13 protein-coding genes are annotated in these 11,324 nt (G+C 73.5%); 6 read left to right on the forward strand and 7 right to left on the reverse strand.

The window, feature by feature from the left end; all coding sequences use genetic code 11:
• Positions 1–45 precede the first annotated feature (45 nt).
• From AB0G20_RS00055 to AB0G20_RS00070, 4 genes are all read right to left on the reverse strand, one after another.
• Positions 46–729, reverse strand: coding sequence for a response regulator transcription factor (locus AB0G20_RS00055; protein WP_361293323.1), 684 nt, complete (start codon positions 727–729; stop codon positions 46–48).
• Positions 726–1,946: a sensor histidine kinase gene (locus AB0G20_RS00060; RefSeq protein ID WP_361293326.1), complete on the reverse strand. Its 1,221-nt coding sequence runs from the start codon at positions 1,944–1,946 to the stop codon at positions 726–728. The genes AB0G20_RS00055 and AB0G20_RS00060 overlap by 4 nt, the downstream gene beginning before the upstream one ends.
• Positions 1,947–2,019: 73 nt before the next feature.
• The gene (locus AB0G20_RS00065) at positions 2,020–2,298 is read right to left on the reverse strand and encodes a hypothetical protein (RefSeq protein ID WP_361293329.1); all 279 of its coding nucleotides are present in this window, start codon (positions 2,296–2,298) and stop codon (positions 2,020–2,022) included.
• Positions 2,299–2,321: 23 nt separating this feature from the next.
• A complete protein-coding gene (locus AB0G20_RS00070; protein WP_361293332.1) occupies positions 2,322–3,107 on the reverse strand; it encodes a PspA/IM30 family protein in 786 nt (261 codons plus the stop codon).
• Positions 3,108–3,423: 316 nt separating this feature from the next.
• On the opposite strand from AB0G20_RS00070, the gene AB0G20_RS00075 reads away from it, so the two are divergent.
• Together AB0G20_RS00075 and AB0G20_RS00080 are read left to right on the forward strand one after the other, a co-directional pair.
• Positions 3,424–4,023 (forward strand): DUF3043 domain-containing protein, encoded by a 600-nt coding sequence (locus AB0G20_RS00075; RefSeq protein ID WP_361293335.1) that lies wholly within the window; start codon positions 3,424–3,426, stop codon positions 4,021–4,023.
• An 83-nt stretch (positions 4,024–4,106) separates the two neighbouring features.
• Positions 4,107–4,808 carry a methyltransferase domain-containing protein gene (locus AB0G20_RS00080; protein ID WP_361293338.1) on the forward strand — a complete coding sequence of 234 codons (702 nt, stop codon included), beginning with the start codon at positions 4,107–4,109 and terminating at the stop codon, positions 4,806–4,808.
• Positions 4,809–4,889: 81 nt separating this feature from the next.
• Here the strand turns inward: AB0G20_RS00080 and AB0G20_RS00085 are convergent, their stop codons facing one another.
• The gene (locus AB0G20_RS00085; RefSeq protein ID WP_248501155.1) at positions 4,890–5,102 is read right to left on the reverse strand and encodes a hypothetical protein; all 213 of its coding nucleotides are present in this window, start codon (positions 5,100–5,102) and stop codon (positions 4,890–4,892) included.
• A 219-nt stretch (positions 5,103–5,321) separates the two neighbouring features.
• Here AB0G20_RS00085 and AB0G20_RS00090 point away from each other — a divergent pair, with 219 nt between their 5' ends.
• On the forward strand, positions 5,322–6,521 hold the full coding sequence (locus tag AB0G20_RS00090) for a bifunctional adenosylcobinamide kinase/adenosylcobinamide-phosphate guanylyltransferase (RefSeq protein WP_361293341.1): 1,200 nt from the start codon (positions 5,322–5,324) through the stop codon (positions 6,519–6,521).
• Positions 6,522–6,554: 33 nt separating this feature from the next.
• Here the strand turns inward: AB0G20_RS00090 and AB0G20_RS00095 are convergent, their stop codons facing one another.
• A complete protein-coding gene (locus AB0G20_RS00095; RefSeq protein ID WP_361293344.1) occupies positions 6,555–7,601 on the reverse strand; it encodes a class I SAM-dependent methyltransferase in 1,047 nt (348 codons plus the stop codon).
• Between the two features lie 183 nt (positions 7,602–7,784).
• Between AB0G20_RS00095 and cobT the strand changes: the two genes are divergently transcribed.
• Both cobT and AB0G20_RS00105 read left to right on the forward strand, forming a co-directional pair.
• Positions 7,785–8,885, forward strand: a complete 1,101-nt coding sequence (gene cobT / locus AB0G20_RS00100; protein WP_361293347.1) for a nicotinate-nucleotide--dimethylbenzimidazole phosphoribosyltransferase — start codon at positions 7,785–7,787, stop codon at positions 8,883–8,885.
• A gap of 134 nt (positions 8,886–9,019) precedes the next feature.
• Complete coding sequence (locus AB0G20_RS00105; RefSeq protein ID WP_361293350.1) at positions 9,020–9,760, forward strand: hypothetical protein; 741 nt, start codon at positions 9,020–9,022, stop codon at positions 9,758–9,760.
• Here the strand turns inward: AB0G20_RS00105 and AB0G20_RS00110 are convergent.
• Complete coding sequence (locus AB0G20_RS00110; RefSeq protein WP_361293353.1) at positions 9,658–10,422, reverse strand: hypothetical protein; 765 nt, start codon at positions 10,420–10,422, stop codon at positions 9,658–9,660. The two genes, AB0G20_RS00105 and AB0G20_RS00110, sit on opposite strands and share 103 nt — an antisense overlap.
• Positions 10,423–10,482: 60 nt before the next feature.
• On the opposite strand from AB0G20_RS00110, the gene AB0G20_RS00115 reads away from it, so the two are divergent.
• On the forward strand, positions 10,483–11,265 hold the full coding sequence (locus AB0G20_RS00115) for an adenosylcobinamide-GDP ribazoletransferase (protein WP_361293356.1): 783 nt from the start codon (positions 10,483–10,485) through the stop codon (positions 11,263–11,265).
• The last annotated feature ends 59 nt before the right edge of the window (positions 11,266–11,324 follow it).

Here is an 11,324-nt window from a genome sequence, read left to right on the forward strand (position 1 = left end):
TCCTTATGCGGCGCATACTCCGGGCGCAGTACACCCGGGTCGAGCTCACTCCACCCTTGGACGGACCAGGCCGGACTCGTACGCGGTGACCACGAGCTGGGCGCGGTCCCGGGCGCCCAGCTTGGCCATGGCCCGGTTGACGTGCGTCTTCACCGTCAGCGGGCTGACTTCGAGGCGCTCGGCGATCTCGTCGTTGGAGTGCCCGCCGGCGACCTGGACCAGCACCTCGCGCTCCCGGACGGTGAGCGAGTCGAGCCGTTCGCCGCGGGCCGGGTCGCGGTCGCCGTCGGCCGGGTCCTCCGTGGCGAGGAACCGGGCGATCAGGCCCGTGGTGGCCGCCGGGGAGAGCAGGGCCTGGCCCCCGGCCGCGATGCGGATGGCGTTCAGCAGCTCCTCGGGCTCGGAGCCCTTGCCGAGGAAGCCGGAGGCGCCGGCGCGCAGCGACTGCACGACGTAGTCGTCGACCTCGAACGTCGTCAGGATGACCACCCGGACGTCGGCCAGGTCGGGGTCGGCGCTGATCATGCGGGTCGCGGCGAGACCGTCGGTGCCGGGCATGCGGATGTCCATGAGCACGACGTCGGCGTGCTGCTCCTTCGCCATCCGGACCGCCTCCGCGCCGTCGGAGGCCTCGCCGACCACCTCCATGTCGGGCTCGGAGTCGACGAGCACGCGAAAGGCGCTGCGCAGCAGCGCCTGGTCGTCGGCGAGCAGGACACGGATGGTCATGCGGGGTCCTCCCCGGTCGGTGTGCGGTTCTTGACCGGCAGGATCGCATGGACGCGGAAGCCGCCGCCGTAGCGGGGACCGGTGGTGAGGGTGCCGCGCAGGGCGGTGACGCGCTCGCGCATGCCGAGCAGTCCGTGGCCGCCGCCGGTGTCCTGGCTCTCGTGCTCGCCGCTGCCGTCGTCGAGCACGGTGATCTCGATGTGCGGTCCGACGCGTACGACGCTGACCTCCGCCTTGGCCCGGGGCCCGGCGTGCTTCTGCACGTTGGTGAGGGCCTCCTGGATGATCCGGTAGGCGGCCAGGTCGACGGCCGCGGGGAGGGTGGTCTCCTGGTCGGCACGTGCGACCTCGACGTGCAGGCCGGCACTGCGGAAGGTGCCGGTGAGTTCGTCGAGGCGGTCCAGGCCCGGGGCGGGTTCGGTGGGGGCCTCCGGGTCGCCGGACTGCCGGAGCAGGCCGACGGTGGCGCGGAGCTCGTTGAGCGCGGAGCGGCTGGCCTCGCGGACGTGCGCGAGGGCCTCCTTGGCCTGGTCGGGGCGTTTGTCCATGACGTGGGCGGCGACACCGGCCTGCACGTTGACCAGGGCGATGTGGTGGGCGACGACGTCGTGCAGGTCCCGGGCGATCCGCAGGCGTTCCTCGGCGACCCGGCGGCGGGCCTCCTCCTCGCGGGTGCGCTCGGCCCGTTCGGCGCGCTCCCGGATGGCCTGGACGAAGGCGCGGCGGCTGCGGACGGCGTCGCCGGCGGTGGCGCCGATGCCGGTCCAGGCGAAGATCGCGAGGTTCTCCTGGGCGTACCAGGGCAGGGAGCCGGCCGACATGGCGGCGCCGGTCAGCACGGTCATGGTGAGCAGGCCGACGCGCCAGGTGGTGGGGCGGTCCGTGGTGGAGGCGACGGTGTACAGGGCGACGACGGCGGACATGGCGACCGGTGCGCGGGGATCGCCGGTGACGGATTCGATCACGGAGACCGTGCCGGTGAGGGCGAGGACGGTCATCGGGGCGCGGCGGCGGAAGACCAGGGCGGCGGCGCCGAGGGCCATGAGGACGAGGCTGAGGGAATCGGGGGTGCGCAGGGCCCAGCTGACGCTGTCCTGGTGCCGGGGCTCCACGAAGGAGCCGGCGACCATGCAGACCAGGACGGCCGCGGCCAGAACGGCGTCCATGGCGAGAGGATGTGCTTCGGCCTGGCATTTGGCCCGCGCGAGGGTGCTCACGGCTGTTCACGGTAGCTGGGCCGGGGGCTGTGCCCCCAGCCCCTCGTCGGCCCGGCCATGGTGTGCGCGGCGCTCAGCCCGGGATCAGACCGTCGTCGCTCAGGAGCTCCCTGACGTCCTGCAGCGTCGCGTCCGGAGACGGCAGGATCAGTTCCGACGGTTCCAGGGAGTCGTCCGGGAGGGGGTCGCCCAGGTCGCGGACCCTGGTCAGGAGTGCCTGGAGGGTGCGGCGGAAGCCGGGGCCGTCGCCGTTCTGCATTTCCGCCAGGAGCTCGTCGTCCAGCTTGCTCAGCTCGGCGAGGTGGCCGTCGGCCAGCCTCACCTGGCCCTCCCCCATGATCCGTACGATCATGTCGCCCTCCTAGGCGTGGACCCCTACTGCTTGTCGAAGCGCGGAGTGTCCTGCGGCTGCTGCTGGGACTGCTGCCCGTTCGTGCCGCCTTCGAGGGCCTGCTGCCCGCTGCTCGAGCCCCCGGCCAGTTCGGCCTTCATGCGCTGCAGTTCAAGCTCTACATCCGTACCACCGGAGAGCCGGTCCAGCTCGGCCTGGATGTCGTCCTTGTGCATGCCGGAGGGGTCGTCGAGGGCACCGGAGGCGAGCAGCTCGTCGATCGCGCCGGCGCGGGCCTGGAGCTGGGCCGTCTTGTCCTCGGCGCGCTGGATCGCCAGGCCGACGTCGCCCATCTCCTCGGAGATGCCGGAGAAGGCCTCGCCGATCCGGGTCTGCGCCTGGGCCGCCGTGTACGTCGCCTTGATGGTCTCCTTCTTCGTACGGAAGGCGTCGACCTTGGCCTGGAGCCGCTGGGCCGCGAGGGTGAGCTTCTCCTCCTCGCCCTGGAGCGTCGCGTGCTGGGTCTCCAGGTCGGTCACCTGCTGCTGGAGCGCGGCGCGGCGGGAGAGCGCTTCGCGGGCCAGGTCCTCACGGCCCAGCGCGAGCGCCTTGCGGCCCTGGTCCTCCAGCTTGCCGGACTGCGACTGCAGCTGGTTCAGCTGGAGCTCCAGGCGCTTGCGGGAGGTCGCCACGTCGGCGACGCCGCGGCGGACCTTCTGCAGCAGCTCCAGCTGCTTCTGGTACGAGTAATCGAGGGTCTCGCGCGGGTCCTCGGCCCGGTCAAGGGCCTTGTTCGCCTTCGCGCGGAAGATCATCCCCATACGCTTCATGACACCGCTCATGGGCTTCGCGCGCCCCCTTCTGACCGACTCCGGCTCCAGCACCTGCGACAGAACCCACAGTACGGGCCCTGCATCCATTACCGCACTGTTCGGGGACGGATGCGCTCATCCCCAAGGACGACTGCGTGCGCTCCTGCTCCGGCGTAGGGAGTAGGTGGTCCCCGGGGTTACCGGAGCCTTACCCCCGGGCAACATCCGGAGGCGTACACAACGTCCCCTCTGTCCCCTTACTGACGACTGGTGTTGCCGGATCGTTCCCCACAGGGCTGGGGTCCATGCCCGGAAGCCCTTACCCTTGGGTTTTGTGTTCCGTAGCCGTGCGAAGGATGAGAAGGCCCAGGACGCCGACAAGGCGCCGGTGACCGACTCCAGTCAGCCCCGTCACCCCGAGGCCCCCAAGGGCCGCCCCACGCCCAAGCGCAGCCAGGCCCAGTCCTCGCGCCGCAGCGTGGCCAACACGTCGATGACGCGCAAGGAGGCCGCCAAGCGACAGCGCGAGGAGCGCCGTACCGCGATGGAGCGGCAGCGCCAGGCGCTGGCGAGCGGTGACGAGCGGTATCTGCCCGCGCGTGACAAGGGGCCGGTCCGCCGGTTCGCGCGCGACTTCGTCGACTCCCGGTTCAACATCGCGGAGTTCTTCCTGCCGATGGCCGTGGTCATCCTCGTGCTGAGCATGGTGCGGGTGGCCTCGCTGCAGAACGTCGCGCTGCTGCTGTGGCTCGTGGTGATCGTGCTGATCGTGCTCGACTCGTTCGTCACGGCCTTCCGTCTGAAGAAGCAGCTGAACGAGCGCTTCGCGGGTGAGAACAAGCGCGGCGCCGTCGCCTACGCCCTGATGCGCTCGCTCCAGATGCGTCGACTCCGGCTGCCGAAGCCGCAGGTCAAGCGCGGAGAGCGGCCCTGACCACGACGCCGTTCTCCGGGGGTGCGGCGGATGCCTGGCTGGACCGGCTGGGCGGGCTGCGCGATGTCGTCCGGCAGGAGCTGGTGGCCCGCCAGCTGGACGAGCAGATAGTCGGCCGGTTCCCGGTCGGTCAGCGCCTGCGGGTGCTCGACGTGGGGATGGGCCAGGGCACCCAGGCGCTGCGGCTGGCCCGGGCCGGGCACCAGGTGACCGGTCTGGAGCAGGACTCGACGATGGTCGCCGTGGCCCGGGAGGCCCTCTCCGGGGAACCGGAGGGCATCCGGGCGCGGATGCGGATCATCGAGGGCGACGGCCGGGACACCGGCGTGCACTTCCTGCCGGGCAGTTTCGACGTGGTGCTGTGCCACGGCGTCCTGATGTACGTCGAGGAGCCCGACCCGCTGCTGGCGGGCCTCGCCCGGATGCTGGCGCCCGGCGGGCTGCTGTCGCTGCTCGTGCGCAACGGGGACGCGCTCGCGATCCGGCCGGGCCTGTCCGGCGACTGGTCCAGGGCGCTGGCGGCCTTCGACACGACCGCCTACCGCAACCGGCTGGGCCTCGACGTGCGGGCCGACCGGCTGAAGGACCTGACGTCGACGCTCGCGGGGATCGGGGCGCCGCTGCACGCCTGGTACGGGGTGCGGGTGTTCACCGACACGGCGGCGGACGGCGCCGAGGCCCCGGCCGACGTGGAGACGCTGCTCGCGGTGGAGGAGAAGGCCGGGCGGACGGATCCGTACCGCGGGGTGGCCGCACTGCTGCACCTGTGCGGCGTGCGCGGCTGACACCCAGAAGAGCTGACACCCGGAAGAGCTGACACCCCGAAGAGGGGGGTGGGCGAGGGCCGGCGGCCCTCGCCCCCGGGCTCACGCCTCGGCCGCGTGCAGGCTCATCGGCCCGTAGATCTCCGAGGCGTCCTCGAACAGCCGCACCTGATCGGCACCGCCCTCCTGCAGGGCCTTCCAGTGCTCCCCGATCCAGGACTCGGCGTCCCCCTGGGTGGGGAACTCCTCCGGCGGCACCGCGGGCTGGACCTCCGTCCCGTCGGTCTTCTCGAACCGCCACGTCCATGCCGCCATGTACGCCTCCCATGTGTGTGAGCACAGTGCACAGCAAGAGCCGGATCTTGGTCCGGCTCTTTCCCAGAGCCTATGCGCTGCGCCGGGTGTGCCGTCATAGGACTGCGGGTGACCGGTTGCGCGCGGGTTGTCACCCACGCGTCCCCGACGGGGTCGCGCGGGGGCTCCATACGGGGTGCCAGGCGCGCAGGAGCCGGGTGGGCAGGCGAAAATCGGTGCGTGGAACTCACTCTGCTCGGCACCGGCGCCCCCGCGGGTCTCCCCCGCCCCGACTGTCCCTGCGCGGCCTGTGCCGCCGCCCTCGGCCCGGACGCGCGGGCGGCCACCGCGCTGCTCCTGGACGGGGCGCTGCTGCTCGACCTGACGCCGGGCGCGGCGTTCGCGGCGGCGCGGGCGGGCCGTTCCCTGACCGGCGTACGGCAGGTGCTGCTGTCGCATCCGCACGACGGGCCGGCGGTCGAGGTGCCCGCGGGCCTGCCGCAGCCCGGACGGGTGCCGGACGGGCGGGAGTTGACGCTGCTGACGGGGCACCGGGTGCGGGCCGTGGCGCTGGACGCGCCGGGCACCGGGTACGCGGTGACCGGGCCGGAGGGGCAGCGGCTGCTGTACCTGCCGCCGGGCGGGGCGCCCGCGGGCCTGGAGGAGCCGGCCGAGTCGTACGACATGGTCCTCGCGGATGTCGTCGGGCGGCCGGACGCGCTGGCGAAGCTGCGGGCGGTGAGGGCGGTCGGGCCGACGACCGATGTTGTCGCCGTCCACCTGGACCACGACGTGCCGCCCGGCCCCGAGCTCGGGCGGCGGCTCGCGGCGGCCGGGGCGCGGGCGGTGCCGGACGGGGTGACGCTGGTGGTGGGGGCGTACGAGGAGGTGCCGGACGTGCCGCGGCGGACCCTGGTGCTGGGCGGGGCGCGGTCGGGCAAGTCGGTGGAGGCCGAGCGACGGCTGGAGGCCTTTCCGGACGTGCTGTACGTGGCGACGGGCGGGTCGCGCAACGGGGACACGGAGTGGTCTTCACGGGTGGCGGCGCACCGGGAGCGGCGGCCGGGGTCGTGGCAGACGGTCGAGACCTGCGATCTGGTGCCGCTGCTGGAGGAGGAGGGGCCGCCGCTGCTGGTCGACTGCCTGTCGTTGTGGCTGACGGACGCGATGGACTCCGTCGGGGCGTGGGACGACGCGGTGTGGGCGGAGCGGGGGGAGAAGGCGCTGCGGGAGCGGGTGCGGGAGCTCACGGAGGCGGTGCGGGTGACCCGGCGGACCGTGGTCGCCGTGTCGAACGAGGTGGGGTCGGGGATCGTGCCGTCGACGGCGTCGGGGCGCCGCTACCGGGATGAACTGGGGCGGCTGAACGCGGGGTTCGCGGTCGAGTGCGAGCACGTGCTGCTGGTGGTGGCGGGGCAGGCGGTGGTGCTCCGGGGCTGACCGGCGCCGGCAGCGCCACCGCCCGCCCGCGGGCTACGGAGCTTTCCGGGCGATCACCCGGTAGGTGTTCGCGAAGCGCGTGCGGCGGGTCACCGGGGCGATGAGGTGGTCCGCCAGCGCCGCCAGAGCCACCAGGGGGACGCCCGCGCGGAGCAGGGCCGTGCGGGTGTGCCGGTGGACGGGGGGCGGGGGGATCGCCCGCCAGGGGGTGTCCGGGGCGGGCAGGGCGTGGGAGAGGGCCAGGGACGTGGCGCCCGCGAGGTCGTGGGGGACGTGGACCGGGCGGTGGTCGAGCGTCAGGATCGTGCAGCCGGCCGATTCCAGTTCCGCGCGGACGTTCTGCGGGGGCAGGAGGTGGAGGTGGCGCGGCTGGTCGTAGGGGAGCCACCAGCGGCCCAGCAGTGCCGCGAAGACGCTGCGGGGGCTCAGGGTCTCGATGAGCAGGTGGCCGCCGGGGCGCAGGACGCAGAGGGCGGCCCGGAGTTCCGCCCGGGGGTCCGGCGTGCCCTCCAGGTGGTGGAGCATGCTGACCACGTCGTAGCGGGCGCGCAGCGGGCCGGCGATCCGGGGGTCCGTCAGGCGGCCGACGTGGGCCTCCTCGACGCGGTCGGCGGTGCGGGCGCGGACCACGCGCGGGGTGGGGTCCAGGCCGTCGAAGGCGGTGTAGGGGAAGAACTGCCGGGCCGTGGCGGGGAATCGGGCGTGGCCCGTCCCGACGTCGAGCCAGCTCTCCGGCTCGCCGCAGAGCAGCATCGCGCGGGCGGCCGAGCGGTGGCGGCGCGGGCTGCCGCGCAGGGCGAGGAGGCCGTCGCTCGCCGGGTCCCTGGGCGCCCCGCGCACGGTCCGGTGGTAGAGGGCGAGGCCCTCCAGCGTGAGGCGGGGGTTCTGGAAGGTGTGGCCGCAGTCCCGGCACGCGTCGACGGTGAAGCTGCCCGGCTTGTACTGCCGCAGGTCACCGGTGCGCAGCCGGTTCCGCAGCCGGGCGGAGCCGCACCAGGGGCAGTCCTCCCGGCGCGGTTCGTGGACCCGCGTGGTCGCCTGGGGGGCTGGGGGTGCTGAGGAGGTGGGGTGTGCGGGCATGGGCGGCTCCCGGGCGCGACGGCGTACGGCAAGGACGTACGGCGGGGACATCGCACGAACACGTACGACAATCCGCTGCAAAACGGAACGTATGGGATGCCGATCTTGGGTGCAACGACGTCGCCGTGACGGAGTGGTGATGTGGCGCCGTGCTGTTCGAGCGGGGCCGGTACTGTTCGGCGAATGAGCTCGCTTAATCTCGACGACTTCTCCGATCTGATCGAGCGTCCGGACGGCGGGATCCGCCGTGACGCCGAGGCGCGCCGGGAGCGCCAGATCGTGCCGCCCGGGTCGCTGGGCCGCCTCGACGAACTCGGTGAGTGGCTGGCGGCGGCGCAGTCGGCCGTGCCGGTGCGGCCGGTCGAACGGCCGCGGGTGGTGCTCTTCGCCGGTGACCACGGCATCGCCGAGCTGGGCGTCTCGGCCCGGCCGGCGGGCAGCGCCGGGGAGTTGGTGCGCGAGGTGCTGGAGGGCGGCCGGCCCGTGTCGGTGCTGGCGCGGCGGCTGGGCGTGCCGGTGCGGATCGTCGACATGGCCCTGGACTGCGACCCCGAGACCCTGCCCGAGGACGTCGTACGGCACCGGGTGCGGCGCGGCAGCGGGCGGATCGACATCGAGGACGCGCTGACGCTGGAGGAGGCCGAGGCGGCCTTCCGGGCCGGGATCGCGGTGGCCGACGAGGAGGCTGACTCCGGTACGGACCTGGTGGTGCTCGGCGATGTGAGCGTCGGCGGGACGACGGTGGCGGGCGTGTTGGTCGCGGCGCTGTGCGGGGTGGACGCGTCGGTCGTCACCGGGCGCGGCGGGCTGGCGATCGACGACCTGGCGTGGATGCGCAAGTGCGCGGCGATCCGGGACGCGCTGCGCCGGGCGCGGCCGGTGCTCGGGGACCAGTTGCAGTTGCTGGCGTCGGTGGGCGGGGCCGACCTGGCCGCGATGACGGGCTTCCTGCTGCAGAGCGCGGTGCGCAAGCTGCCGGTGGTGCTCGACGGGGTCGTGACGGCCGCGTGCGCGCTGGTCGGGCAGCGGATCGCGTTCCGGGCGCCGGACTGGTGGCTGGCCGCGCACGACAGCGAGGAGCCCGGGCAGGCGAAGGCGCTGGACCGGATGGCCCTGGAGCCGCTGCTGACCCACGGGGTGACCGTCGGGGAGGGTGCGGGCGGTCTGCTGGCGCTGCCGCTCGTGCAGGCCGCGGCCGCGCTGGCGGCGGAGCTGCCCGAGAAGCCGAAGGAGTCCGAGGAGCCGGCCGGGCCCGAGGCCTCGGAGGCGCCCGCCGAGCAGTAGCAGCCCCGAGACCCAGGTCACTCACGCCTGGCTCAACTTCGTCCCGTTCCGGTCGGTCTTGGAACGTGGTGTCGGTTTGACTGAGTCGCAGACACCCTCAGACGTAACCACGCACGGACGAGGACGACCGCCGGATGACCACGCTCGCCCGCTGGGCCCGCGCCGAATGGGGTCCGCTGTACGCCGCGGTGCGCGGGCCGTTGGCCGGGCGGCGGTGGCGGGCCGTGCCGATGGCGGTCGCGGCCGTGTGCCTGACGGCCGCGCTGCACTTCGTGCACAGCCAGGCGTGGGGTTACCGGTTCGTGCAGAACGTCGGCGGCGTGCGGGCCGAGGACCCGTTGTGGCTGGCGCTGCTGCGGACGCCGCTGTCGCTGTTCGTGCCCGCGCTGGATCTGCCGGTGTGGGGTGCGCTGGCGCAGATCCTGCTGGTGTTCGGCCTCGCCGAGCTGTGCCTGGGCCGGTGGCGGACGCTGGCCCTCGCCTATGTCGCGACGCTCGCGGGCACGCTGTACGCGCGCCTGGGCATCTGGCTGGGGCCGGAATCGTGGCCGGGTCTGCCGGCCTCGGATAGGTGGGTCGTGGACACCGGGCCGTCGGCGGCGGTGGTCGGGCTGGCCGTCTTCCTGGGCCTGCGCCACCGCGCACACGTGACGGCCTCGGTGGTGATCGCGGCGATGGTGGTCGAGGTCGTGGTCAAGGAGAACCTCGCGGGCAAGGAGCACCTCGCGGCGATCGTCGCGGTGCTGGTGCTGTGCGCGGTCGGCGAGCTGCGTCAGCGGCGTTCGAGGGAGCGGGCCGGCTCGGGGTCGGGCGCGCCGCCGATCCAGTCCTGGAAGGCGCGCCGGGGGCCGACCCAGCGGCGGTCGTGGTGGTAGGCCCGCAGGCCGGATTTCGCACGGGCCCGGGGGCGGTTCCGGTAGAACCGCTTGGCCCACGGGGAGGTGGGGCGGGCCAGCCGTACGGCGCCGATCAGGGCGATCAGGGGGACGATCAAGCCCAAGACGGCGATGCGGACCTTGCCCTTGAACAGGGCGATGAGGGCGAACGCGAAGTTCACGAGGACGTTCGCGAGGACGGCGGCGCGGTTCTGCTGCTGGTCCTCGGAGAGGTCGTCGACGCCCAGCGGCGAGAAGCCGATCAGGAGCAGGCCGACGAGGGAGGCCGTGAGGACGACCATCTCCACGCTCTTGCGGCCGTCCGGGGTCCAGTAGACGTCGGCGAGGTGCAGGACCAGGGCGAACTCGTCGAGGACGAGGCCCGCGCCGATGCCGAAGATCACCGCGGCCAGCGCCGAGCCGAAGCCGTACTGGCCGCCGGCGACCGCGCCGAAGCCGCCGATGATCGTCAGGATGACGCCGGGAACCACGTGGTGGACGTGGACACCGCCGCTGCCGCTGATGTTGCGGAAGGGGCCCTTGCCCGCCCGGATGAGACGGGTGATGCCCCGGGTGATCACGAAGGTCAGGACGAAGGAGACGAGAGCGAGAAGCAACGGCAGCTTGCCGGGTTCCATGATGTTCCGCTCGAACCATCCCATATGCGAACTTTATCCTCGGCCACCGTTCCCGCTCTCCTGACCGGCCGGTAGCCTGCGCCGGTGCCCAGAACCTCGCCCCTCGACGGCCTCCGCTTCGCCTTCGGCACCCTCACGGTGATCCCCGTCCGGGTGACCCGGTGGGACCGGGAGGCCGCACGCGGCGGGATGCTGTGCGCTCCGCTGGCCGGGCTCGCGGTGGGTGCCGCTGCCGCCGGGCTCGGCTTGGTGCTGCTGTTCCTCGGTGCGGGCGCCCCGCTCGCCGCGGTGGCGACCGTCGCCGTGCCGGCCGTCCTCACCCGGGGGCTGCATCTCGACGGGCTCGCGGACACCGCCGACGGGCTGGGCAGCGGGAAGCCCGCCGAGGACGCGCTGCGGATCATGAAGCAGTCGGACATCGGGCCGTTCGGGGTCATCACCCTCGTTCTCGCGCTGCTCGCGCAGGTCGCCGCGCTCGCCCAGGCGTACGACGCCTCCTGGGCTCAGGGCGCGTGCGCCGCAGTCGTCTCCGCGACGGTCGCCCGGCTGGCCCTGACCCTGGCGGCCCGGGCCGGGGTGCCGGCGGCACGGCCGGAGGGGCTGGGGGCGGCGGTCGCGGGCGTGGTACCGCTGCGGGGGGCGGTGGTCGCCGCCGTGGCGGTCACGGGAGCCGCTGCGGCGGCCGGTGCCCTCTTCGGGCCGTACGACATGGTCCGGACGGTGCTCGCGGTCGTTCTCGCACTGGCCGCCGCCGAGGCGCTGCTGCGCCACTGCACGCGGCGCTTCGGCGGGGTCACGGGGGATGTCTTCGGCGGACTGGCGGAGACCGCGGCGGCCACCGCGCTGGTCGTTCTGTCACTGGGCTGAAACGATCTCCTCGTCCCTCTCCTGCACGGGCCGCTCAGCCGCTAGCTTCCTGCCCCGAC

It is taken from the genome of Streptomyces sp. NPDC024017 (assembly GCF_040638895.1).
Lineage (GTDB): Bacteria > Actinomycetota > Actinomycetes > Streptomycetales > Streptomycetaceae > Streptomyces.